The organism is Vibrio sp. T3Y01 (assembly GCF_013114525.1).
GTDB classification, from domain to species: Bacteria; Pseudomonadota; Gammaproteobacteria; order Enterobacterales; family Vibrionaceae; genus Vibrio; species Vibrio chagasii_B.
In genome coordinates this window covers 545,203-568,865 of the sequence record NZ_VTXJ01000001.1, presented here as the reverse complement: position 1 = coordinate 568,865, position 23,663 = coordinate 545,203, and the positions used below count along the sequence as shown (strand labels likewise).

Annotated in this window: 23 protein-coding genes; 13 read left to right on the top strand and 10 right to left on the bottom strand. The window is 43.2% G+C overall.

Annotation, left to right across the window (positions count from 1 at the left end; genetic code table 11):
* Positions 1 to 134: 134 nt before the first annotated feature.
* Together F0232_RS02430 and F0232_RS02425 are read right to left on the bottom strand one after the other, a co-directional pair.
* Positions 135 to 1,328, bottom strand: a complete 1,194-nt coding sequence (locus F0232_RS02430) for an outer membrane protein transport protein (RefSeq protein WP_061030861.1) — start codon at positions 1,326 to 1,328, stop codon at positions 135 to 137.
* Positions 1,318 to 3,528 (bottom strand): lipase, encoded by a 2,211-nt coding sequence (locus F0232_RS02425; protein WP_253821928.1) that lies wholly within the window; start codon positions 3,526 to 3,528, stop codon positions 1,318 to 1,320. Before F0232_RS02425 ends, F0232_RS02430 begins: the two co-directional genes overlap by 11 nt.
* A gap of 395 nt (positions 3,529 to 3,923) precedes the next feature.
* Between F0232_RS02425 and F0232_RS02420 the strand changes: the two genes are divergently transcribed.
* From F0232_RS02420 to dcuC, 3 genes are all read left to right on the top strand, one after another.
* Positions 3,924 to 4,628, top strand: coding sequence for a winged helix-turn-helix domain-containing protein (locus F0232_RS02420; protein ID WP_105058254.1), 705 nt, complete (start codon positions 3,924 to 3,926; stop codon positions 4,626 to 4,628).
* Positions 4,621 to 5,127: a hypothetical protein gene (locus F0232_RS02415; RefSeq protein WP_105058255.1), complete on the top strand. Its 507-nt coding sequence runs from the start codon at positions 4,621 to 4,623 to the stop codon at positions 5,125 to 5,127. The genes F0232_RS02420 and F0232_RS02415 overlap by 8 nt, the downstream gene beginning before the upstream one ends.
* 446 nt (positions 5,128 to 5,573) lie before the next feature.
* Positions 5,574 to 6,941 carry an anaerobic C4-dicarboxylate transporter DcuC gene (gene dcuC / locus F0232_RS02410; RefSeq protein ID WP_032498406.1) on the top strand — a complete coding sequence of 456 codons (1,368 nt, stop codon included), beginning with the start codon at positions 5,574 to 5,576 and terminating at the stop codon, positions 6,939 to 6,941.
* Positions 6,942 to 7,101: 160 nt separating this feature from the next.
* Here dcuC and F0232_RS02405 read toward each other — a convergent pair whose 3' ends face one another.
* A complete protein-coding gene (locus tag F0232_RS02405; RefSeq protein ID WP_061030858.1) occupies positions 7,102 to 7,734 on the bottom strand; it encodes a response regulator in 633 nt (210 codons plus the stop codon).
* Positions 7,721 to 9,451, bottom strand: coding sequence for a nitrate/nitrite two-component system sensor histidine kinase NarQ (gene narQ / locus F0232_RS02400; protein ID WP_061030857.1), 1,731 nt, complete (start codon positions 9,449 to 9,451; stop codon positions 7,721 to 7,723). The genes F0232_RS02405 and narQ overlap by 14 nt, the downstream gene beginning before the upstream one ends.
* 253 nt (positions 9,452 to 9,704) lie before the next feature.
* Here narQ and napF point away from each other — a divergent pair, with 253 nt between their 5' ends.
* The 6 genes from napF to F0232_RS02370 all read left to right on the top strand — a co-directional run bounded on the left by napF (position 9,705) and on the right by F0232_RS02370 (position 14,335).
* Positions 9,705 to 10,184: a ferredoxin-type protein NapF gene (gene napF, locus F0232_RS02395; RefSeq protein WP_105058256.1), complete on the top strand. Its 480-nt coding sequence runs from the start codon at positions 9,705 to 9,707 to the stop codon at positions 10,182 to 10,184.
* 22 nt (positions 10,185 to 10,206) lie between these two features.
* Positions 10,207 to 10,512, top strand: coding sequence for a chaperone NapD (locus F0232_RS02390; RefSeq protein WP_017058194.1), 306 nt, complete (start codon positions 10,207 to 10,209; stop codon positions 10,510 to 10,512).
* Positions 10,509 to 12,998: a periplasmic nitrate reductase subunit alpha gene (gene napA / locus F0232_RS02385; RefSeq protein ID WP_105058257.1), complete on the top strand. Its 2,490-nt coding sequence runs from the start codon at positions 10,509 to 10,511 to the stop codon at positions 12,996 to 12,998. The genes F0232_RS02390 and napA overlap by 4 nt, the downstream gene beginning before the upstream one ends.
* 124 nt (positions 12,999 to 13,122) lie before the next feature.
* Positions 13,123 to 13,578 carry a nitrate reductase cytochrome c-type subunit gene (locus F0232_RS02380; RefSeq protein ID WP_105058258.1) on the top strand — a complete coding sequence of 152 codons (456 nt, stop codon included), beginning with the start codon at positions 13,123 to 13,125 and terminating at the stop codon, positions 13,576 to 13,578.
* 29 nt (positions 13,579 to 13,607) lie between these two features.
* Positions 13,608 to 14,186, top strand: coding sequence for a NapC/NirT family cytochrome c (locus F0232_RS02375; protein ID WP_105058259.1), 579 nt, complete (start codon positions 13,608 to 13,610; stop codon positions 14,184 to 14,186).
* Between the two features lie 11 nt (positions 14,187 to 14,197).
* Positions 14,198 to 14,335 carry a TIGR02808 family protein gene (locus F0232_RS02370; RefSeq protein WP_105058260.1) on the top strand — a complete coding sequence of 46 codons (138 nt, stop codon included), beginning with the start codon at positions 14,198 to 14,200 and terminating at the stop codon, positions 14,333 to 14,335.
* A 129-nt stretch (positions 14,336 to 14,464) separates the two neighbouring features.
* On the opposite strand, the gene phaC is transcribed toward F0232_RS02370, so the two are convergent.
* From phaC to F0232_RS02345, 5 genes are all read right to left on the bottom strand, one after another.
* On the bottom strand, positions 14,465 to 16,291 hold the full coding sequence (gene phaC, locus F0232_RS02365; RefSeq protein WP_105058261.1) for a class I poly(R)-hydroxyalkanoic acid synthase: 1,827 nt from the start codon (positions 16,289 to 16,291) through the stop codon (positions 14,465 to 14,467).
* 75 nt (positions 16,292 to 16,366) lie between these two features.
* On the bottom strand, positions 16,367 to 16,714 hold the full coding sequence (locus tag F0232_RS02360) for a phasin family protein (protein ID WP_008219299.1): 348 nt from the start codon (positions 16,712 to 16,714) through the stop codon (positions 16,367 to 16,369).
* Positions 16,715 to 16,846: 132 nt separating this feature from the next.
* Positions 16,847 to 18,058, bottom strand: a complete 1,212-nt coding sequence (locus F0232_RS02355) for an acetyl-CoA C-acetyltransferase (protein ID WP_061030853.1) — start codon at positions 18,056 to 18,058, stop codon at positions 16,847 to 16,849.
* A 25-nt stretch (positions 18,059 to 18,083) separates the two neighbouring features.
* Positions 18,084 to 18,824 (bottom strand): SDR family oxidoreductase, encoded by a 741-nt coding sequence (locus F0232_RS02350; RefSeq protein ID WP_105058262.1) that lies wholly within the window; start codon positions 18,822 to 18,824, stop codon positions 18,084 to 18,086.
* 564 nt (positions 18,825 to 19,388) lie between these two features.
* Positions 19,389 to 20,060: an SH3 domain-containing protein gene (locus F0232_RS02345; RefSeq protein WP_105058263.1), complete on the bottom strand. Its 672-nt coding sequence runs from the start codon at positions 20,058 to 20,060 to the stop codon at positions 19,389 to 19,391.
* A gap of 105 nt (positions 20,061 to 20,165) precedes the next feature.
* Here F0232_RS02345 and F0232_RS02340 point away from each other — a divergent pair, with 105 nt between their 5' ends.
* Positions 20,166 to 20,753, top strand: a complete 588-nt coding sequence (locus F0232_RS02340; protein WP_105058264.1) for a hypothetical protein — start codon at positions 20,166 to 20,168, stop codon at positions 20,751 to 20,753.
* 235 nt (positions 20,754 to 20,988) lie between these two features.
* On the top strand, positions 20,989 to 21,231 hold the full coding sequence (locus F0232_RS02335; RefSeq protein WP_004740110.1) for a hypothetical protein: 243 nt from the start codon (positions 20,989 to 20,991) through the stop codon (positions 21,229 to 21,231).
* Between the two features lie 170 nt (positions 21,232 to 21,401).
* On the opposite strand, the gene F0232_RS02330 is transcribed toward F0232_RS02335, so the two are convergent.
* Entirely contained in the window at positions 21,402 to 21,860 is a 459-nt protein-coding gene (locus F0232_RS02330; RefSeq protein WP_105058265.1) for an Lrp/AsnC family transcriptional regulator, read from the bottom strand.
* A 149-nt stretch (positions 21,861 to 22,009) separates the two neighbouring features.
* Between F0232_RS02330 and F0232_RS02325 the strand changes: the two genes are divergently transcribed.
* Complete coding sequence (locus tag F0232_RS02325) at positions 22,010 to 22,939, top strand: DMT family transporter (protein ID WP_105058266.1); 930 nt, start codon at positions 22,010 to 22,012, stop codon at positions 22,937 to 22,939.
* A 146-nt stretch (positions 22,940 to 23,085) separates the two neighbouring features.
* Positions 23,086 to 23,550: a hypothetical protein gene (locus F0232_RS02320; RefSeq protein ID WP_061030846.1), complete on the top strand. Its 465-nt coding sequence runs from the start codon at positions 23,086 to 23,088 to the stop codon at positions 23,548 to 23,550.
* The last annotated feature ends 113 nt before the right edge of the window (positions 23,551 to 23,663 follow it).

The following is a 23,663-nucleotide window of genomic DNA, read 5'->3' as shown; positions in this document are numbered from 1 at the left end:
TTTTACTTAATGAGCTTCCAGCTATTTAAATAATGCTAAAACAGCTAATAATGAGAATTGAGCTCAACTCACTGTCGAGCCCAGCAATGTTTATATGATTCCTAAAGTTTTCGTTCTAAACTCCAAAGTAAAAGTTAAAAACGATGTTGATATTGAACACCAAGTAAAACAGCGTCAGCGCTAACATCTGCAGTAATATTGGAACTCGTTCCTGGAATCGTCGTCAGGCTTTCGTCAATATTTTGTGATTCTCCGATAATAAAGCCGATACCTACATCCACCGAGTTGTCATCAGTGAAGTGGTAAGTTCCTCCAACAGTCACCCAGTGACGGTTTACATCAGGTATCGATAAAGAGGTTAGCTCGTCGGTTGGAGATATGTCGTACATGTAACCCGCTCGTAGCACGACGTCTTTCGACATTGTGTAAGTCCCCCCCACCGATACATGCCCTGCATCCTTCCATTGATACTCTTTAATTGAGTCGTCATAAGAGTCTGAAGTCAGTGAATCAAACTCAGACCAATTCACCCATTGCAGGCTATAGTGGAATGCCCATTGCTCGTTAAGTTGATGCCAACCAGAAAACTCCAATGTATCTGGCAGTGGTACATTCATCTTGTCGGCAGGAACTCCACCTTTCGTAATATCCCCTTCAACTTCGATATCCGGGCTATATCGATAAGTAATACCAAACCTGTTGTTTTCATTAACTTGGTAAGTAGCACCTATATTGGCGCCCAATCCAAATCCATCAGCATCAACGTCTAGCAGGTTTTTCCTGTGAATTTCGCCTTCCCCGTAGATGACATCGAGCCCAGCACCTAAATTGATTTTCTCAGACAGCTCATAGGCAACCGCAAAACCTACATTAATACTCGATAACGCTGTTTTCCCACCAAACTCATCCGCTTCGAACGAGTCATCAAATTCCACATCGGTACCGAAGTTAGAATGTACGGTGGCACCTAAGGTAAATTTAGAGCCTTGAATAGGATGAACATAATGAAGGTTTGGAACCAATGTTCCCGCATCAAGAGATTGATCATCGAGTGTTTCTGTATTGCCTATCATCGGCGTGTAGCTCACATTAGAGACATCGATACCACTATCGATATAGATAGCACCGACAGAGAGTGTAGGTTGCTCGATGTAAGCCATCGCAGCACTGTTCTTAGCGACGATCGCAGCACTATCCGCCATTACAGCGTCACCGGCAAACGCGCGACCTAAACCCGTTGCAGACTGCGCGTTAAGTTGGAATCCAGCCGCGTTGGTCAAGCAAGGAACAAGAGCAGCTGCAGTGCCCAATAAAAGTTTATTCTTCATTTTGAGGCACCTCTGTTTCGATATGATCTTCGTTATTGATGACGACGACAGCACCGTCACTCATTACCATTGAAGCAACAGCCACTTGCTGAGTGTCGACAGCTTCACGCACGTCAGACATATTTTCGCCTGGCGTTCCTGGTAAGCCGCTCTCGTCCATCGGCCCCTCATAAGGGAACAAATAGGTTCCATGTCCGCCGGTGGTTGTTCTTACCGCTCCACGTTTTTGTTCCATATTTTCTGATGTGCCTGTTATTGGGTCTAAACCAAGCGCAGCGATCAGCGGCTCAGTGCCTGTTCGAATATTATCCGGGGCTGTATTTGGAATGACGCTATCCGGAACGTAATCAACGCCTACATCGCAGGTTTCACCACAATCTCCAACCGCTGCTAACAAAAGAGTTGGTTGCTGTGCTGAGACTTGGCGTGAGATAAAACTCGCCGGGTCCGCACTATCAATTGTTGTTTGAACACCCTGCTTAAGGTCGGTGACCACTAAGTTGAAAATGTCATCTTCTAACTGGCTCACAAAGAGTGCGTTGTCCGTAGACTGTGCAACAAACTCGCGTAGCGCTTCAATACACTCTTGATTCGTTGCTTCCGCGGTACAGATATCGGGTATGACTGTTTCAGCAATACTGCGCTGAACATCTGGGGACTTCTTAACACCTTCAGACATCTCTGGACCTAAAGTTTGAGATGACAGAACCAGATTAGTGAGCCCTTGGCCAGGGACAACAAAGTTCACCGTGTTAAATTCAAAATTGGAATTAGTATCCGAGTGAAAATCACGGCTTGCTTGGCTAAACTCACTCACCATCACCGACATAATTCCACCCAGTGATTGTCCGATTAAATGAACCTTATCGTTGTCAACCCAACCTTCTTGGCTCAGCGCATAGCGTAAACCCAGAAAATCTGAAACCGATTGTTGGAGGTTAGAACGAAGCGCTAAAGGAGAATCAATATTGATGAAGAACGCCTTGTTCGCTCGAGCACTTATTTCTACACCTTTCTCTGGCCCCTCACCATCTGGATCGGTATTGTCATAGCGCATTCGTTCCCCGTGATATGGCATATCAATCGCAACCACGGCATAGCCTTTAGTGGTGTAATCTTTTGCCATCAAAGATGCCGTGCCACGCTCTGCAGTAACACCGTGAATAAATATAGCGGTCGGTAATTGTTCACCTTTATTCCAATCCCACTTGTTTGGAACATAGATATCTGCGGTTATTTCTAGCTCTTCAGTTATCCGAGGTATAGGGTTATCCGCAGTAGGAAAGCCACCCGAAGTGTTGGTAATCCATTCGTAGAGCGGTGGACAATTTTCTTTAGGGTCAAATTCATCAACGGTACACTCTGCTTCCCTTTCTTTTGTGAATGGTAAGTAAAATGGTATTTTTAGCGTCTTGTGATACAAGTCATAATCCGGTTTTAAGCCCGGGACTTTACTTCTAGTACCAATGAACGAACTACCAAATAGTTCGTGATTTTCCTTCATTGCATCTAAAGGAGAATATGAGCTCTGCGTTTTAAATTGAGCAGCATATACAGGAACACCCTTCTCTGGATAAAGTGCATAATATGAGTCAATAGCATTTAGTACCTGCTCTTGAATATTCTCCTCTTTATTGCTTTGTAGCGGCGCATCTGAATATATCAATTCATCAAAACTAGAGTCTGCTTTTAAAGGCTCATCGAATTCAGTTTTTACCCCATCGGTGACAACAATAGAATAAGTCGTCCCCGCTTTTAACCCAGATTCACATTGAATTTTAATATTAGAACCATCGGCGGATATCTGGGTACCCACTTCCTCACCTGTTTCCCCATCAATTAATACAACATTCCCCGCTAAGGTTTCATTATTCAGTGGAAAACGCTTATCAGAATTAACGCTTTGTAATGGAATTAAAATAGGCTCAGCACAAAGTCCCCAGCCGTCTAAAGCCGCGTATGAGTTATTGTAATCCTGATAGTAGGCATCATTCATCGATGACATCGCGGCAGCGGGCTCACCGACTCCGGTAATGGTGCCATCGTCGTCGTACCCATATCCGTCGTTCGGTTTTGGTAGTTCATTAATGTTGTAAGGAACCAATACTGAAACAGGTTCTTGAGTCGAGTCTTCAGACTGACAGCCGAGTAAGGCAAGCGTAATTAGTCCACATAAATATGGCTTATTGAATTCTTTCAAAACAGCTCCTTCGTAGCTTTAGCATTAAACTGGTGTGGTCATGCGATTTATCATTATTAGAGTTGCCATTTGAGTCAGAGATAGACTCGATTTGTTTCAGAGAGCAGGCAACACGAAGTTGGAATGACACATTGATAGAACTACGTAAGAAATTTGAGCACTTAACCCACACCCACTAAATCAGCGTCACATGCTAATGATCCAATAGCTGCTAACACCAAGCACCTTAAACCACATTAAACAACCTCAAAAAGGTATATAAGGAAATCTAATTAAGCCGATAAGAATTTAAAATTCAGCAACTTAAACCTCAAAGACAACAAATTCAGCAAGTTTATATTTGTAACGGTATTTGTTATATTTAGGTTAGAACGCTTATAACAATGAGAACCCAAATGTCTGCTGAATTTATTATCAATGATGATATACAGGTCAATTTAGAAGAGAGTGAAATCCACCACTTTAAGACAGGACGCACATACCCGATTGGTTCTAATGAATCAGAGCTCCTTAAATTTTTCATCTCAAAACCTAACGAGGTGATCACACGGCAAGTCCTGATTGAACAAGTTTGGGTGTCTAAAGGTATTTACGTTGAAGATGGAAGCCTAATGCAAACCATCTCAATCTGCAGGAAAGCACTAGAAGATAAGAGTGGAATGATCATTGTCACTGAACGTGGCAAAGGATATCGATTCGCAGGTCAAGTAACGCAAGATAAAGAAGGTGCACTTCGTAAGATTCAAGCGCAAGCAAAGCAAGATTCGCAACAAACATTAGAGGTGGCTCCGAAAGAAGAAGCGACACAAGAAACCACAACTCCTGCGAAAAAGAGCAGTAATGTGTTGACGTTATTTGGCGTATTTACCCTTGTAGCCGTGCTATCCCATTATCTATTTTCGTACTTAGATAGAAATACCTTGGCTGAAAGCCTAACAGGAGAGCATTTTATTTCCTGTAAGATAGAAACCGATGAATTTACTTTTAACGAGCTCTACAACGTTACTCTTTATGAATATAAAGATCGAAAAATCATTATCGATAATTCAGGGAATTCTTTGAGCTTCCCAAGCGAATTTAAAGGAGTGACTTGTGAATAAAGTAAAACAAATATTTTTGATAGTGGGACTGCTAGGTCTATTAGTTGGCTGGTTAACCACTTTAATACCTCAAGCGTACCTAAAAGGGCATTATTTAGCCAATACCGCTTCGATAGTAAATCCGCCTGATAAAATCATTTATAATCAGGCTTCAGTTAATATCGAATTTAAGAAAAATAATAGCTATGAACTGCTCTATGTCTCGACTAAAGAAGCGGGCTTTACTTCATCAGGTACTTACGCGGTTAGCCAACATGATATTTCGTTAGACGAAACTCAACATGAGCAGATCATTCCTAATCGAGATCTCACGTTTTACGAGAAAGTCATGATCAGTGAAGGCGCAGTTCTGTCTTCAGATGCGATGACTTACATTCCGTTGAACGATGAAGAGCTATTACTGGTGACCCAACGTGGATTAATTCATTTTTGCAAAAAGGTCATCTGTGCTGAGTTACCTGCATATTCAAATTCGGAGCCTGAATTGGATATCAATTAAATACAGGCTCCGTATATAAAAAGCGCTCGTGCCTAACTACCTCTAGTTGCGAGTGATTCATCCCAATGCTGACGCCTAGCTATCCTCAATCAAGTAGGCGTCAGATCGTGAAAACAGCCACCTATGATGTGAATAATAGCCCTTCCCTGTTCATTTCGGTCACTAGGCTGATAATCCTGGCATTTTATAAACCTCGCCAACTATATGCAACAACACCACTCAAAAGTGATCCAAGTTATATTCTAACGAACGATAAAATTTGTTTATTAACAACTAAACAACAGTAGTTAATCACGATTTACAACCACAATTAACATCAAAAAAAATGTTTGTCTTAGATCATATCAACCTCAACTATGCCTCGTGCCACAGTGCAGTTTTCTGTACATTCATTGTCATATTCTGAAACAGTTTCTTATATTTTTTTAAACTTTGTGGAGATTTCTATGTTAGAACTCTTGATCGGATTAGTGGTTACCGTCGCTGTTGGTTACTTTATTGTAAAAGGCTATAAGGCGGCGGGCGTATTACTAACAGCTGGCCTTGCTCTTCTTCTTATTACTGGCCTTATTGGTCACACAGTCTTACCAGCTAAGATAGCTTCAACAGGTAACATGGTTACCGATTCACTAGAATTCGTTAAATACATGCTTCAGTACCGTGGCGGCGGCCTAGGTATGCAAATCATGCTTCTTTGTGGTTTCGCTTCTTACATGACGCACATCGGTGCAAACAACGTGGTAGTGAAACAGTTCTCTAAGCCACTGTCTGTTATCAAATCTCCATACGCACTGCTTGTTGCTGCGTACATTGTAGCGTGTCTGATGTCTCTAGCAGTAAGTTCTGCAACGGGCCTTGGCGTGCTATTGATGGCTACCCTATTCCCAATGATGACGGCAATGGGTATTTCTCGCCCAGCTGCGGTTGCGGTATGTGCATCTCCGGCGGCTATCATTCTTTCACCAACATCGGGTGACGTAGTTATCGCTGCAGAGAAATCAGGTTTAGACCTAGACGTATTCGCGGTTCAAACGGTACTGCCAGTGTCAATCTGCGCAATCATCGTAATGGCTGCAGCGGCTTTCTTCTGGAACAAATACCTAGATAAGAAAGAAAACACGCCAATGGAAAAAGTTGATGTTTCTGAGATTGAAACAACAGCGCCTGCTTTCTATGCGGCTCTTCCTTTCCTACCTATCATCGGTGTTTTCCTATTCAACGGCCGTACCATTCCAGGGCTTAAGCTAGACATCTACACTATCGTAGTTGGCTCAATTTTCGTTGGTGCACTTGTTGATTACGTTGTGAAGAAATTCGACGGTGAAAAGACGCTAGAAGATCTAGATTCTTGTTACCAAGGTATGGCGGACGCATTTAAAGGCGTTGTAATGCTGTTAGTTGCGGCAGGTGTATTTGCTCAAGGCCTAATGTCTATCGGTGCAATTGATAACCTAATCGGTCTTGCTGAAGCAGCTGGCGCTGGCGGCATCGCACTAATGCTTATCCTCACAGGTCTAACGGTTGCTGCGGCAATTGCGACAGGTTCTGGTAATGCACCTTTCTATGCATTCGTTGAGCTTGCGCCTTCACTGGCTGCGAAGATGGGTCTAAACCCAGCGTTCCTTATTATCCCAATGCTTCAAGCATCAAACCTAGGTCGTACTATCTCTCCAGTATCTGGCGTAGTGGTAGCAACTTCAGGCATGGGTAAAATTAGCCCATTTGAAGTGGTAAAGCGTACCTCTGTACCAGTCATCTGCGGCCTTATCACGGTTATCTTCGGAACACTGGTTCTAGTACCAATGGCAGCTTAAGTCGTTAATAGTTATACAGATATATAATGCCTAAACAAAAAGGCGCTGAACTTAATAAGTTCAGCGCCTTTTTTAATATCACTCTGCAACACCTTTACAGCTATGGAGAGGCGGATTGAATAATACGGCTTGAAATAGTGTTATTTCAAAGGACCAAGCCCTACTTCATTTCACCATAGCGTTCTAGGTAAAGAACCGTTGCAGCTGTACGAGAAGGTACTTGCAGCTTTTTCAGCAAGCTCTTCATATGTACCTTAACTGTCGATTCAGAAATAAACAGGTGGTCCGCGATTTGCTTGTTACGGTAACCTTTCGCAACTTCTTGCAGGATCTGCATTTCACGTTCCGTCAATTGGTCAAAAATGTCGTTGCGGCTACCTGCGTCACTTAGGTAACGAGCAACTACACTACTGTATGCCTTGTCACCACCGTGTGCTTGCTTAAGAAGTTCGATCAATTCATCAGGCTCGGTGTCTTTCAGCAAGTAACCATCAGCACCCGCTTTTACAATCGCTTCAATGTCTGCAGGGCTGTCAGAGACCGTCAGGATTACAATGTTTGCGCTAGAACCGTCAGTGCGAAGTGCTTTCAAGGTATCTAAACCAGACATGCCCTTCATATTGAGATCCAAAAGGATCAAATCAGGTTCTTCTTCATGAGCAAGAGCAACCGCTTCAGTGCCGTTACTTGCTTCTGCAATCACTTCGAATTCGTCTTCAAAGCTCAGTAATTGGCTTATACCTCTGCGCATCAATGGATGATCATCAACCAGCATTACTTTACAAATCGTCAACTTTAACTTCCTTCAAACTTTTATATTTCAATATGACTGTACAGCCTTCACCTTGCGCCGCTTCAATCGTCAAGTCGCCATTCAGTCTTGCCGCACGCTCCTGCATAATGCTCATCCCGTAGTGGTTCACCTTGGAACTACTTGAGTCAAAGCCATCTCCATTATCTTTTATCACGACTAATACTTCACCGTCCTCATCGATACAGCATACATCTATCAAGTCGGCATTGGCGTGTTTTATTGCATTTATTGTTGCTTCACGAATCAATTGAAGCAAGTGAACCTGACTATGCGCATCAAGCTCGATCGATGAGAGATTATTAGTGAGGTTAATCTTCGCATCGGTTCTCTCGCTGAGCTCCTCAAGCATGGTACTTAAGGCGTCTCCAAAGTTGCCCTCTTTAATGGTCAACCTAAATGTGGTGAGTAGTTCTCTTAACTGGGTATAAGCGTCGGCTAAGCCGTTTCCGATCTCAGACGCTATTTGTTCAGATTGCTCTCGGTGCTGTTGCTCTGGCAGTTTGCCAATCACACGCTTTAATAGTGTAACTTGGATTTTCAAGTACGACAGTGATTGAGCCAATGAATCGTGGAGTTCACGTGCAATCGTGGCACGCTCTTCCATGATAATAAGCTGTTCAGCTTTCTTTTGAGCACGATTGTAGTAGATCGCTCTCGATAGCAGTTGAATGAAGCTTTCGATCAGAGCTTTAGTTGAGTGCCCGTGGTGATATGAACAGTATAAATAGCCGAGAATAAGTTCGTTATCGTCGAGTTTCATCTCAAACTTTTCGTAGTCTAAATTCGAATCGTAACCTTCATCCATAATCAACGAACGGCCTGAGTTATCTACAATCTCGAGCCTCAGTGATCCAATCCCTTCCAAGCTCACGAGATGCTGCAAGATAGCTCGGAAGTTTTCAGGAGCAATACGCGTAACCGTGAGCTCTTGTGACGAGTTATAAAGTGCCTGCAGCGACTGGTTCGCATTTTGCAGCTCAATCGTCTTGGCATCCACCACATCTTCAAGGTTTCGATAAAGCACGCCTAAATCTTTGGCCATCGAGTTGAAGGTTTTGGTCAAAATGCCCATTTCGTTGTTACTGGTCACTTTGAGTTCTACCTCGAAGTCGCTGTTTTTGATTCTTTGGCTCGCACCGACAAGAGCATGTAGCGGTTTAACAACCTGTTTACGTACAAAATGAACAACAAAAAGAGATATGACGAGAATTCCGCCCAAACCGATACCACCAGCCCACGCCAGTTTAATCAATTTGTCTTCTGAGAATTCTTGCAGTTTAAAAACAAATCCATCGATCTCAGTTACGAAGTTTTCAACCAACACGAGATAGTGTTTACGGTCTTCACTATTCAGAACGCGTTTCAATTCATGCCAACGGCCAATAATTAGGTAGTAGTCTTCTGTGATATCCGTCGGAACATCCCAACTCACCAATTTAGTCATCGAAGGCGAATAAAGTGAACTTTCAAACTCACGGATATGGGAATCGAAATCAACAGATTCTATTTGAATATCATGGGCTAAACGATAGCTTTGCATACGCATCGAACCGGCTACATTGACAGCCTCAGCATCGTTCAAGCTTGAAGCTAAGGTAAAGATAGCAAAGCCAGTAGTAGCAACGGACAACAGCAATATAGAGAGTAATGACTTAGCTATTGTACTAGTAACAGATGAGACCGGTTTTATAAGCAAACGTGACTTCCTATTGATATATAACTTGCTATTAGGCTCGTATTGTCACACATCAAAAATCATAGCTCCATTCAATATGTGATCACTCGCCTCGTAATTTATTGATCTATGACAATATATACCCCCAATTAGCCCTTAGGGGGTATTTATACAATTGTTTCTAAACCTACACTACTTGTGATGACAAATTACAAGATATTAATGAAATAATGACCTACAATTACAACATCTTAGCAACATCTAGGGGTTTTTAGTGGTAGATCTGTCAAAACGTCGTCTGTTTTCTAGAAAAAAAGTCGATGCAAGCCAAATTCGTTTGCCTTGGATTAATAACCTAGAGAGCTTTGTAGATGATTGCACTCGCTGCGGAAAATGCATCGAGAGTTGTGAGACTAAGATAATCATTGTAGGTGATGGTGGGTTCCCCACTGTCGATTTCTCTATCGATGAATGTACGTTCTGCTATCAATGTGCAGACGTTTGTCCGGAACCCATTTTTAAGCCAAAGCAAGGAGAGCCTTGGCAAGCAAAAGCACGTATTTCTGATAAGTGTTTAGCGCAACAAAATGTTGAATGCCGAAGCTGTGGTGACATGTGTGAACCTATGGCCATTCAATTTCAACTTAGAGCAGGCAGTGTTGCTCTACCAAAAATCGAGTTAGATGAGTGTAGCGGTTGTGGAGCCTGCGTAGCAGTTTGCCCTACTTCAGCTATTCTTGTGAGTAATGCATAAATAAAAATAACGAGAGCAATTTATGGCACTAAATGAAGTGCATATATCAAGTTTAGTCGTGCATGTGAGCCCAGAGCATCTCAATGAGATCAAAGCTGAGATCGAGCAATTCGATAACGCTGAAATCTACGGAGATAGCCCTGAAGGCAAAATCATCGTGGTCCTGGAAACCGAGAACCAAGGTTTTGTAACGGACACCATCGAAGCAATAAACAACATTAAGAACGTTTTAGGGACAGCTTTGGTTTATCACCAAATCGAAACTGGACTAGAAGAAACGGATTTAGAAACTGGAAGCAACAATTCTCAACTTGAGGGTGAAGTATGAAAATGACAAGACGTGCGTTTGTGAAAGCAAACGCAGCTGCATCAGCGGCAGCCGTTGCAGGTGTAACACTACCAGCAACAGCAACCAACCTGATTGCTAGCTCAGATCAAACAAAAATCACGTGGGATAAAGCGCCTTGTCGTTTTTGTGGTACGGGCTGTTCGGTACTTGTAGGTACTCAAAACGGCAAAGTGGTTGCGACTCAAGGCGACCCAGAAGCACCGGTAAACAAAGGCCTTAACTGTATCAAAGGCTACTTCCTTTCAAAAATCATGTACGGCAAAGACCGTCTAGAACAACCTCTTCTTCGTATGAAAGATGGCGAGTTCCATAAAGATGGTGATTTCGCACCAGTATCTTGGGACAAAGCGTTCGACGTGATGGCTGAGAAATGGAAAGCGTCTCTTAAGAAGAACGGCCCAACAGGTGTTGGTATGTTCGGTTCTGGTCAGTGGACAGTTATGGAAGGCTACGCAGCCGTTAAGATGATGAAAGCGGGTTTCCGTTCAAACAACATCGATCCAAACGCTCGTCACTGTATGGCTTCTGCGGTAGGTGCATTCATGCGTACCTTCGGTATCGATGAGCCAATGGGTTGTTACGATGACTTTGAACACGCAGACGCATTTGTACTGTGGGGTTCAAACATGGCAGAAATGCACCCAGTACTATGGACTCGTATTACAGACCGTCGTCTAAGCCACCCACACGTTCAAGTAAACGTACTATCTACGTACTACCACCGTTCTTTTGAGCTTGCTGACACTGGTTACATCTTCACCCCTCAGTCTGACCTTGCGATCGCTAACTTCATCGCAAACTACATCATTCAAAACGATGCGGTTAACTGGGACTTCGTAAACAAGCACACGCACTTCAAACAGGCAACAACTGACATTGGTTACGGCCTTCGTGATGACGACCCACTACAGAAAGCAGCAGCAAACCCTAACTCAGGTGCAATGACTGCAATCACTTTCGAAGAGTACAAAGCAGCAGTTGCAGAGTACACAGTAGAAAAAGCATCTGAAATGTCAGGCGTATCTGAAGAGAACCTGATCAAACTTGCTAAGCAATACGCGGATCCAAACATCAAAGTAATGTCTCTATGGACAATGGGTATGAACCAACATACTCGTGGTGTATGGATGAACAGCCTTGTGTACAACATCCACCTTCTAACAGGTAAGATTTCTACTCCAGGTAACAGCCCATTCTCACTAACTGGTCAACCATCTGCGTGTGGTACAGCTCGTGAAGTAGGTACGTTCTCTCACCGTCTACCTGCAGATATGGTGGTTGCTAACCCTAAACACCGTAAGATTGCAGAAGACATCTGGAAACTTCCAGAAGGCACTATCCCGGCAAAACCTGGTAAACACGCTGTTGCTCAAGACCGTGCATTAAAAGACGGAACGATCAACGCTTACTGGGTAATGTGTAACAACAACATGCAAGCTGGTCCAAACATCAACACTGAGCGTCTGCCTGGTTACCGTAACCCAGATAACTTCATTGTTTGTTCAGACCCGTACCCAACAGCAACCGCTCAAGCGGCTGACCTTATCCTTCCTACAGCAATGTGGATTGAGAAAGAAGGTGCTTACGGTAACGCTGAACGTCGTACACAAGCATGGTACCAACAAGTGAAAACGGTAGGTGAAGCTAAGTCTGACCTATGGCAAATCATGGAGTTCTCTAAACGCTTCACTATTGAAGAAGTTTGGGGTGAAGAACTGGTTGCGAAAATGCCTGAGTACCGTGGCAAAACCATGTACGACGTACTTTACAAAAACGGCAATGTTGATGCTTTCCCTCTGTCTGAAGCTCAAGAGCTTAACGACGATGCACAAGCACAAGGTTTCTACGTTCAAAAAGGTCTATTCGAAGAGTACGCAGCCTTCGGTCGCGGCCACGGTCACGATTTAGCACCGTACGACCGCTACCACAAAGTTCGTGGTCTACGTTGGCCAGTTGTTGATGGTAAAGAAACTCAATGGCGCTTTAAAGAAGGTTCAGATCCATACGCGAAAGCGGGCTCTGGCTGGGATTTCTATGGCAAACCAGACGGCAAAGCACTGATCATCAATGCTCCGTACGAAGCGCCACCAGAAGTACCAAACGAAGAATACGATATGTGGCTATGTACAGGCCGTGTTCTTGAACACTGGCACACAGGTACTATGACTCGTCGTGTACCAGAGCTTTACAAAGCTGTACCAGATGCATTGTGTTACATGCACCCTGCTGATGCTAAAGCTCGTGGCCTACGTCGCGGTGATGAAGTTCTTATCGAAAACAAACGTGGTGAAGTTCGTGTACGTGTTGAAACTCGCGGCCGTAACCGTCCACCACAAGGCTTGGTATTCGTACCATTCTTTGATGCAAGAATTCTGATCAACAAGTTGATCTTGGATGCAACGGATCCTCTGTCTAAACAGACGGATTACAAGAAGTGTCCAGTTAAGATCACTAAGGTCGCTTAAGAACTATATGTTCTAGAACTTAGTTCGTAGATCTAACGTATTTAATATTGCGGCTACTTTTTTCATAACCTTTTGAGCGAAGTAGCCCACTCAAAGAATTAGCCTTTAGGCGGAGAAATTAACCATGAAAAAACTGATTACTGCCCTACTATCAGCTGGTCTTTTGCTAGCTGGCGTAGCTCAAGCTGAGCTAGATAACCCAGGCGGCATTGGTGGCGTAGAATCTCTACGTGGTGCAAGTGAATTAGAAGCAACTCGCCCAGCGGATGACTTCAAAAAATTCCCTCGCGACCAAGTGCTTGAAAGTGATTACGTATACCAACCACCATTGGTTCCTCACACAATTCGTAGCTACGAAGTCTCTCTAAACGCAAACAAATGTCTGTCTTGCCACAGCTGGAAAAATGCGAAAGAGATGGGTGCAACAAAGATTAGTGTTACTCACTACATGAACCGTGAAGATGCAGTACTTGCTGACGTTTCACCTCGTCGTTACTTCTGTCTGCAGTGTCACGTTCCACAAGCTAGTGCGAAACCATTAGTAGAGAACGAGTTTAAACCTGTTGACTCACTACGCTAATCTTAGCCGTATTGTAGAGAGGCTATTATATGAAATTATTAAAAGCGTTTTGGAAAAGACTGACAACTCCAAGTAAAGCAGCCGTAGGCCTTGTACTTTTCTTGGGATTCTCGGGCGGTCTTTTGTTCTGGGGTGCATTTAACACAGGTATGGAAGCGACCAACACAGAAGAATTCTGTTCTGGCTGTCACGCACCTATCGTTGAAGAAATCCAAGAAACAATCCACTACTCGAACCGTTCAGGTGTTCGTGCAATCTGTTCAGACTGTCACGTACCGCATGAGTGGACTGATAAAATCGTTCGTAAAGTTCAAGCATCAAAAGAGCTATATGCTCACTTTATTGCTAAGACGATTGATACTCCTGAGAAATTCAAAGAGCGTCGTGCTCACCTTGCAGAACGTGAGTGGGCTCGTTTGAAAAAGAACGATTCACTTGAGTGTCGTAACTGTCACCAGTTCGATTACATGGACTTCTCTGAACAGAGTCCTCGTAGTGCAAAACAACACTCGACAGCACTAGCTTCTGGTGAGAAAACATGTGTAGACTGCCACAAAGGCATCGCACATAAACTACCAGACATGCACGGTGTTGAAGGCTGGCAATAAGGAGCAATTGAATGAGTACTTTAGAGAGCGTAATTTGGCATATCTTAGGTTACAGTGCTATGCCATTTATCATTCTTGCCGGCTTCGCAGGTGTTGCAGCCGTATCTCTTTGGATTTTATCTATGGGTAAAGACAAAGAAATCGATTAGGAATCGAACCAACTTTTCTCCTACTTTTGATGAGTTGGAGATTAGCTAAAGTTAAAAAGCCACTGAATTCAGTGGCTTTTTTGTTATCTGCGCTTCTATTTTTATAACTGTATAGTATCCATAAGAGCACTACGCGTCGCTTGGTTGACCGCCTTTCTCAGTGACTTCTGTATCGCTCTTAGCTTTATCGACAATTGGAAGCACCTGTTTTACGTAGTTACCCGGCGCCTTGCCAATTACAGGGTGCAGCTCAGAACCTTGATTAAACGGTTCGATTTTCTCATCTGCTTCAAAGCCCTGCAGCCATTGATTCCAGTGAGTCCACCATGAGCCTTCATTGTGAGTCGCATTCGATAGCCACTCGTCTGCAGAATCATCCAAGTTATCGTTTAGCCAGAATCCATACTTTTTCTTGTCTGGGTGATTAACAATGCCTGCAATATGACCAGACTCTCCAAGCACAAACGTTTTATTACCACCGGTATTCAGTGCGCCGCGGTAAGTCCCCTGCCATAAGGCAATATGGTCTTCTTTAGCCGAGATGAAGTAGCTTGGTATTTTGATCTTATTCAGGTCAATCCAGACACCGCCTACTTTCACGCCTTTGTCTTGAACAAGTTTATTCTCAAGGTAGAGTTCACGCAGCAAAAAATTATGGCATTTAGCTGCAACGTTAGTGCTGTCACTGTTCCAGTACAACAGATCAAACTCCATTGGGCTGCTGCCTTTTAGGTAGTTATCAATGTAGTAGTTCCAGTACAGGCTGTTTTCACGAAGCAAACTGAATGTCACGCTTAATGAACGACCATCCATGAACCCTTTAGCATCGTTCTGTTTCTCAATGGCGTTAATGATCGTTTCATTGATATATGCGCCAACCTCTCCCGGCTGAGAGAAGTCTAATAGAGTCGTAAAGAAGGTCGCGGTTTTAATGCGTTTCTTCATTCTTTTAGCAGCATAGTAAGCGACCGTTGAAGCGAGAACAGTACCACCAATGCAGTAACCTGCAGCATTGATTTGCTCTTTACCCGTGATATCTTCAATTGCCGTCACGGCTTTCGCTACGCCTTCCGTGACATAGTCACCGAACTCTAAGTCTTTTTGCGCTTCACCTGGGTTACGCCAAGACATCATGAAGACGCTGTGCCCTTGCTCAAGCAACCAACGAACCATTGAGTTCTTTTCACGAAGGTCGAGAATGTAATACTTATTGATGAATGGAGGAACGATCAACAAAGGCGTCGCGTTCACTTGAGGTGTTTTTGGGTAGTATTGAATAAGCTCGAACAGATCATTTTGAAAAACGACATCACCTTCCGTGTTCGCAACATCAACACCTAATCGGAAGGCATTATTGTTGGTCATACGGATCTTTAGGATATCCGCGCTCGCTTCAACATCAGCTTGTAGCTGTTCAAGCCCATCTAGCAAGTTTTCACCATTGCGCTCAAGCGTTAGCTTCATCAACTCTGGGTTAGTCGCAATGAAGTTACTAGGAGAAAGAGCATTGATAGCCTGACGTGAAAAGAACGCCACACGTTCCTTGGTTTTCTCGTCTATGCCTTCGATTGAATTAATGGTGTCTATATAGCTTTTGCTGAATAACAAATAAGACTGCTTGATAAAGCTGTAAAACGGGTCATTTTTCCACGCTTCATCAATAAAGCGTTTATCACTGCGCTCTTCAGTAATGACGATTTCGGTATTACCCATCAGTGCGGCATTTTGCCAAATCTTAAGTTGCTGTTCCCACCACTGGGATTGTAACTGAAGGAGGACGGCGGGTTGGTTAGCGGCTTGCTCGAAGATTTTTGACGCATCATCAAAATTCAACTCTTGCATCGCTTGATTTAGGGGAGATTGCGCGGCTTCCTTGTTTTGTTCAAAGTTTTCCCACCATTGCTGGTTTGTTTGTTGAAGTTTAACAAGGTAGTCCGAAAAGAAGTGTTGAAACATAACATGACTCCAATAATCGGAAAATCACCACCGAGCCTCACAGTAAACACTGTGCTGACTCGATGGCGATTTTATTTATGCAGGTGTAACTGTTTTCAAGTTTTCAGTTGTTAGTGTTTCAACATCTTCTTTGAACTCTTTTGCCACAGCTTGAAGCTTAGCACTGTCACTCATCATCTGTTGAGAGAGTTGAGTTAACGCTGCTAGTTGCTGGCTGTTGAATGCCGTAAGGCTGTTCACATCTTTAATTTCACTTACTGCTTTCATTTGAGCAAGACCCATATCCGTGTAAGTCTGCATCGCATTCATTTGCAATTCCGTCATTGTTTGAACGTTCTTTGCAACCAACTTGTTGAACTTGAAGTATGGTTCAAATTGCTTTTCAGTTTGGTCAGTAATCGTTTTAAAAATATCCGTGTACATAAGTAACTCCTGATGAATACATAGTGTAGTAAATTGGTACTGATATCGTTTCAGTTAAGGTGCGATGGTTTGCTAACGCACCTTGTAGACTGCAGCGATAAATTGTTTAGCTTGCCAACGATACATCCGGCGTTAACCTTCAATACCCTTAAGCAGAACAGCGGTTCCCATTCCCCCACCGACGCAGAGTGAAGCAACGCCATAACTGGTCTTTTGCTCAAGCATTTCGTGGATGAGTGAAACAATGATTCGGTTGCCTGACGCTCCTAGAGGATGACCTAGGGCAATCGCGCCGCCGTTAACATTCACTTTTGGTTTAAAAGCGTCTAATGGCAGATCGTGCTGCTCAGAAAGCTGATACATCACGCCAAGCGCTTGCGCCGCAAACGCTTCGTTTAATTCAAACAGATCAACTTGTTCGAGTGTTAAATCCGCTTTATCCAGCGCTTTAGACACAGCCTCTACTGGACCTAAGCCCATGATCTTTGGGTCTAATCCAGACTGTGCGTAGCTTGTTAGCTCGACCAGTGGTGTCAGGCCGTATTTCGATACAGCACTCTCTGATGCCAAGATGATTGCACTCGCACCGTCATTGATACCTGAAGCGTTGCCCGCAGTGACCGTACCTTCACGGTCGAAGGCTGGACGAAGCTTTTGTAAACCTTCGAACGTTGCATCCGCTTTCGGGTATTCATCGGTATCAAAGGTGACGGTCTGTCTGCGCTGTTTCACTTCAACAGGCACAATTTGCTCAGCAAACTTACCCGCTTCGATCGCAGCTACCGCTTTTTGTTGGCTTTCTAGCGCGTAGTTGTCTTGAGCAAGACGCGAGATATTCAATGCATTCGCAATGTTCTCTGCTGTCACACCCATGTGGTAATGATTGAACGCATCCGTCAGACCATCGCCAACAAGCAAATCTTTCATCGAAATGTCGCCCATCTTGTGTCCGTTACGAATACTTGGCGGAACCACGAAAGGGATTTGAGACATCACTTCCACGCCCGCGGCAACAACGACCTCTGCGTCTTGGGCTTTAATATGAGCAGCAGCATCCATGACTGACTTCATACCACTGCCACAGATCATGTTGACACCATAGGCTGGAGTCTCTTCAGGAAGCCCAGCGTAGATAGAAGCCTGACGTGCAACACCCATGCCTTGCCCTGCTGAGATCACGTTACCTACGATCACTTCATCAATGACATCTAGGGGAAGATCTACTGAATCCAGAGCACCTTTAATTGCTACGCCAGCCAGCTCACCCGCGCTAACGTTTTTCAATGAACCTGTAAATGAACCAATTGGTGTGCGTTTCGCTGCAACAATAAATACTTTTTCCATCATTCAATTCCTGTCAGTTTCGCCATTAGTGCATGTACAAACCGCCATTTACAGACAAAGTTTCGCCCGTAATATACGCACCAGATTCGCTTGCTAGGAAACCAACCGCTTCGGCAATTTCGACTGGTGTTGCTAAACGTTTCATTGGGATTTGATTCTTGATTGAATCCAATACTTCGGGCTTCATTTGCTCAACCATTGGCGTTGCAGTGTAGCCAGGTGCAATCACGTTCACTGTTACGCCACTGCGAGCGCCTTCTGCAGCTAAGGCTTTCGAAAAACCAATCATCCCAGCTTTTGCCGCCGAGTAGTTAGTTTGTCCGAATTGCCCTTTAAGGCCATTCACTGACGAGATATTGATGACGCGGCAGTTACCTTTCTCACACATAGGAGCGAATAGAGGTTGAGTTACATTAAACAAGCTGTTCAAGTTCGTTTCGATAACCTCTTTCCACGCTTCTGCGTTCATCTTTTTAAATACGCTATCACGTGTGATACCAGCGTTATTAACGAGAACATCAACGGTTCCCTCTTCCTCTAACAACTTGCTCAAGCTCAATGCGCACTCTTCGGTGTTGGTGACATCCAATTCAAACAATCTCACTTGATCTTCAGTAAATTGTTTCTCGTTGAACCAATCCAATGCACACTGGTAGTTTCCGGTAAAGTACGTTGCAATTACACGATATCCGTCAGCGACCAACTTAGATGATATAGCCGATCCGATACCGCCCTTTGACCCTGTAATTAAAGCAAGTTTTTTCATTAATGGTTCCATCCCTTACAAGCAATTAAATAACAATGATGTTAATAAGATAATGTATTATTCGACAATTAAACTTTCGCGTTGCTTTAATTAAACACTACCTATCAAAATCAAAAATTATTATTACAAACAGAAAATAATTTCTATTGATGTCTAGAAACCTGACTTGGATCTCAAAAACCATGAAATGTTGCGCACATGTAAAATCACAACAAGCCATTGATTTAAAACAGATATTTTTAATATTGCTTGTATCAACAACACGATAAGTCACTGTAAAACCAAGATAAAAATATAATCCGAACCTTGTTTCAATAAGAATGCAATATTGAATTTACAATTTATTGACTACCGAAATAGTAGTAAAGAAATTATTTCTTATTAATAAATCCATCTTATTTGTTTCATAAATCAGTCAATATAAATTAGGGGAAAATGGAGAAAAATTCTAATTTAACAAACAACAAAAAAGCCCACTCTATTACAGAGTGGGCTTTTTTATTTAATTGATAAGTTAACGTCTATCGACTATTTACATTCTCAACGGTAATAATTTGACGTCTCTTAATCTTTAAATATTTCATTTGTATTTACATCAAGATAAATTTTGTTTTCAAGAGATAATCCACCACAGTAAATAAAGTAGACATCACGATCTTTATACCGAACTGATTTGACCCAACCACCTAGCTCTTCAAAATCACCAGGTTCGCATTCACCTTCAGAGATCAACTTAGCAACGGAATTGCGAAATGTCTCTTGGTATAGCTTAAGGTCATCAGATTTAACCAAATAAGAGTCCAATATCTCTTTGTTTTCTTTCTCAGAAATAATCACTTCATCATTCGATAGGCCAGACATGGAAACCCACTCTGCTGTTTGTGAGCCACCTTCTTTTAAAACAATGTAATCCGAGATGCGTCCCCAATCACCTTGCTTCTCAAGTACTTCTACTTTTTCACCTTTATAGAGATAGTCCGTTATTAACCCGTCAACCTCAGGCTGCTCTACCACCTTCAGCTTCCTATCTGATACATAAAACTCTGTCTGCTCTGGCTCCGGTTTCAGCTCCATAATGGGCTTTAAATCAGCTTCGGGTTGCTCAATCGTTTCAACAACTGGCTCTTCAACCTTTTCTGGTGGCGTTGGGTCTTCTTTCATAACGAAGAAGTAATACGCAGTTCCTCCTCCGCCTAGTACTAACAACACAAGTAAAGCGATCAGCGCTTTTTTCATTCAATCCACCAGCTCTTCCGTTTGAAGTCAATGTGCAGTGTACCTCAACTCACTGTACAGCTCATCTATACTCTCTATAGAGAACACCATAAGTAGAGGAAGGTCATGAGTTTCTGGGGAAAAGTTCTGATCATAAGTGTGTCTGTGAGTACGAATACCGTACTTGCAAGCGGATGTAACAGTGAAGATTGGCAAACGCTGCTAGCTCGTCAGTTCGCTTTTGAAACCCGCTATAACCAATACACAAAAGAATTTAACCAAGTTCTCTCAACCTATGAGTCACAGACCCTACTGTCTAAACATTTCACTGGAGAGCAAGTCGTTGAACTTTGGGCAAAGTACGAGCAAAGATTTAACACACAGCTCAACAGTCACATGAATACCGCTTACGATATCTCCGAAGTTCTGCTTAAACAGTCATATGTTGTATCGACCGAGCTAGAAGGCACTCGTTCTCTTGCTCGATTATGGGAAGCAATGGCTCAAGATTGTGATAAAGCCAAGCTAATGCGCCAATCAGAGAGTGCACTGTCACATGTGAAGAGCTCGCAGTCTCTCTCACAAGACCTTAATGTGCTGAGTGAAAAGTTCAGGCAACTATCGTTTAGGTATCATCAGGAAGCCACAATGATCGATGCTGCGCGGCAATCAAATGAACGGGAAAGCGTTCAATCAAACGAACCGCTTCGCTAGATTTATCTGCAAAATCAGCTGCGTCTGATGAAAATGTATTCAACCCAGCCTGAATCAAAGCTTTATCAATAACTTGTAAAACTAATGTGCTAACTATCAACAACAAAGTTCAATTTCCAACCAATGCAAGTAATTATGTGAGAGATTCATCACAAAATAGATTTACAAACGCCAGAAAATTGTTATCATGAATCTTCATATAACTTAATAACAAGAAACATTTTGGCTAGGTAATATGCAAAAAACTATGGCTTTCAACTGCTTGAGTAACACGGAATGGACTGCAGAGATAAGAGCTAAGCTTTTATCTGTAGCTAAACACATGGAAGAGTTCGGTTCAGTGAGTGAATTAGAGCTATGTAAGATATTTGGAGAAACAATCTGGAATGACGGTGTGGATTATCATTCACATGCTTTTTCATTCAGAATTAACGCACAAACTGGAGATTGTTCAATCTCTAACTTTAAGTATCACTAAGTTTTGCACCTATCGTATACGGAGTACCTTTCACGAGGTGCTCCGTTTTTTATTGCTGCGAGTTTGGCACTTTATGAAACATCTTTGTTGAACCTCGCACTCTCGCGCCAAGGCTAAATCATTTCGTTTCCAGCTCATTCTCCCCTATGACAGCTAAACTTTCATGTTAATTAGGCGGTATAAACTGGAAGTGGCGCATTGCCTTTCACTTGTCTTATCGCGAGGTGAGTGTGGATGTCTTTTACATTAGTGAGTCTTTGGAGCTTTCGGGTAAAGGCTTCATAAGCCATCAAGTTCGGGCTAACCACCTCTAGTAAATAATCATAAGCGCCAGACACAACATGGCAGCTGATGACCTCCTCCATGTCGACAATCGCGCCTTCGAACTTATCAATCGACACTTCTTGGTGGTTGTTCAGGCTCACCTCAACAAACACACTCATCGCCACACCAACTTTCTCTCGCGATAAACTCACGCGATATCCGTCGATAATGCCCTTTTCTTCTAGCCTTTTGATGCGTCTCGCGCAAGGTGAAGGGGATAAGCCGACTTCATCCGCTAACTCAGCCGTGGTCAATCTACCGTCCTTTTGTAGCAACTCGAGAAGATGCCTATCAATCCTGTCCATAGCAAAAGCCACCCATTAGTTAAATTTGTTAATAATCCAAGGAATGTTAGCAGAAATCCTCAATGATAGATCAAGTTAGAACCAAACTTGCCAACTTGAGGCAGGTGCTCTCCCTCATAATGAATCATCATTCACTTTCATTGTTTATTATGAATCTTGGCTATCTATCAATTACCGTCACTCTGCTCATCTGGGCAAGCTTTTTCCTTTCTCTTAAAGGCGGTGCGAATTCAGCTTTAACGCCCGCAGACATCGCACTCACACGCTTTCTTATTCCTGCCTTGGTCTTATTACCTTTGGTGTGGAAAGCGCGTAATACCATTACAGTAGTGCCTAACCGTTACTTAGCAGGTATGTTCATCGGTAGTGGCCTGCCTTATTTGCTGGTTGCTGGCACAGCGATGCAATTCGTTCCAGTTTCTCACGGAAGTGCTTTAGTGCCCGGCACGCTACCTCTGTTTGTAACCGGGATTGCGGTGCTCTTTTTCAAGCAACCACTTAGCCGCCACCGAATCGTTGGTCTAGCTTTGGTTTTACTTGGTATTGTGTTGTTCCTTGGGAGCAGTTTGAGTAACTTCAATTTTGAGCACACCAAAGGCCACTTACTATTCCTGTGCGGTAGCTTAATGTGGGCAACCTTCACTATCTCAGCTCGCGTTGCCAACTTAAATGCTTTGGTCAGTGCGGGCTTTATCTCTCTCTGCTCTACTTTGTTATTAGCGCTTCTTATCCTGACAGGAACACTCCCTAGTCACTTAATGGATGCACCTTTCGCTCAATGGCCTTTTGCAGAGCTTGCCATTCATTCAGCAGTACAAGGTGTCGGAGCGGGTTTAATTGCCGCATTCACTTACCTTTACGCGGTTAATACCTTAGGAGCAGAGCGTTCTGCTGCGTTTGGCAGCGCGACACCTGCCGTTGCGACACTATTGGCGATTCCATTGTTCAACGAGATCCCAGATGCGATGACCTGGCTTGCCCTTGGTTCTATTTGTATTGGTAGCTTGGTCGCGAGCAATATCTTCATGAGAAACGACCAATCCATGCAATATCAGCCGCCAAGTCATAGTAAAGCGTAGCGCTGTTAATATTCACCATTTCCGCTGGTTTTCAGGTATGCGGCATCCAGATAAGCCTACAAAGGTAGGCTTATCTAAAATCTGCTTTTTCTAAGCTCGCTTCTCCATTAAACTGTCCGACCTTTTTGCTGATTCAAGAGAAAACCATGCAACGCGACTACACCTTAAATTGTTTAATCACCATGCCTCGTCATGAACTAGAAGAATTTAGTTTAAGAATGATCCATCGCCTTGTTCCTGAAGACGCAATGACAGAGTTGTTCACGTTTGAACAAGAAGAAGTCACCAGCGAAGAACGCATGCAGTCGGCAAAATTCGATGCGATGCTGCGTATGACGGCAATCGCACTTGGTGAGGTAAACCTAGCGTTTTCTGAATCGGACAACTCACAGCAAAACATCGAGCGCATGACTCGCCTACTGCTTTGGCACTTCTACTCAATCTCTTTCAACTTAGAAGAAGCTATTGCGATTGAAGTACACTGCGACAAAGTAGAGAAGATCTTAAAGAACGCACCAAAAGATGCCTTTGGTTGGGTTAAAGAATTAACTGAGTTGCTTCACTTCTACGCAAAAGTAAATGAAGGCAACGAAGAGAAGAAAGGCGCGTAACCTCGCCTAATCTTTAGTAGGCTGCAATTCAAAAGCAGCCTAACGAATACCAAAGGCAGAAAGAACTATATCGAAGGCAAGTAAAAGCTTTGCTGAAATGAGTTCTCTGCCTT

Excerpts from the sequence above, each read along its gene's own strand:
- F0232_RS02430 (WP_061030861.1), bottom strand. The coding sequence starts at position 1,328 with ATGAAGAATAAACTTTTATTGGGCACTGCAGCTGCTCTTGTTCCTTGC.
- F0232_RS02420 (WP_105058254.1), top strand. The coding sequence starts at position 3,924 with ATGTCTGCTGAATTTATTATCAATGATGATATACAGGTCAATTTAGAA.
- dcuC (WP_032498406.1), top strand. The coding sequence starts at position 5,574 with ATGTTAGAACTCTTGATCGGATTAGTGGTTACCGTCGCTGTTGGTTAC.
- F0232_RS02390 (WP_017058194.1), top strand. The coding sequence starts at position 10,207 with ATGGCACTAAATGAAGTGCATATATCAAGTTTAGTCGTGCATGTGAGC.
- napA (WP_105058257.1), top strand. The coding sequence starts at position 10,509 with ATGAAAATGACAAGACGTGCGTTTGTGAAAGCAAACGCAGCTGCATCA.
- F0232_RS02380 (WP_105058258.1), top strand. The coding sequence starts at position 13,123 with ATGAAAAAACTGATTACTGCCCTACTATCAGCTGGTCTTTTGCTAGCT.
- F0232_RS02375 (WP_105058259.1), top strand. The coding sequence starts at position 13,608 with ATGAAATTATTAAAAGCGTTTTGGAAAAGACTGACAACTCCAAGTAAA.
- F0232_RS02370 (WP_105058260.1), top strand. The coding sequence starts at position 14,198 with ATGAGTACTTTAGAGAGCGTAATTTGGCATATCTTAGGTTACAGTGCT.
- phaC (WP_105058261.1), bottom strand. The coding sequence starts at position 16,291 with ATGTTTCAACACTTCTTTTCGGACTACCTTGTTAAACTTCAACAAACA.
- F0232_RS02360 (WP_008219299.1), bottom strand. The coding sequence starts at position 16,714 with ATGTACACGGATATTTTTAAAACGATTACTGACCAAACTGAAAAGCAA.
- F0232_RS02355 (WP_061030853.1), bottom strand. The coding sequence starts at position 18,058 with ATGGAAAAAGTATTTATTGTTGCAGCGAAACGCACACCAATTGGTTCA.
- F0232_RS02350 (WP_105058262.1), bottom strand. The coding sequence starts at position 18,824 with ATGAAAAAACTTGCTTTAATTACAGGGTCAAAGGGCGGTATCGGATCG.
- F0232_RS02345 (WP_105058263.1), bottom strand. The coding sequence starts at position 20,060 with ATGAAAAAAGCGCTGATCGCTTTACTTGTGTTGTTAGTACTAGGCGGA.
- F0232_RS02340 (WP_105058264.1), top strand. The coding sequence starts at position 20,166 with ATGAGTTTCTGGGGAAAAGTTCTGATCATAAGTGTGTCTGTGAGTACG.
- F0232_RS02335 (WP_004740110.1), top strand. The coding sequence starts at position 20,989 with ATGCAAAAAACTATGGCTTTCAACTGCTTGAGTAACACGGAATGGACT.
- F0232_RS02330 (WP_105058265.1), bottom strand. The coding sequence starts at position 21,860 with ATGGACAGGATTGATAGGCATCTTCTCGAGTTGCTACAAAAGGACGGT.
- F0232_RS02325 (WP_105058266.1), top strand. The coding sequence starts at position 22,010 with ATGAATCTTGGCTATCTATCAATTACCGTCACTCTGCTCATCTGGGCA.
- F0232_RS02320 (WP_061030846.1), top strand. The coding sequence starts at position 23,086 with ATGCAACGCGACTACACCTTAAATTGTTTAATCACCATGCCTCGTCAT.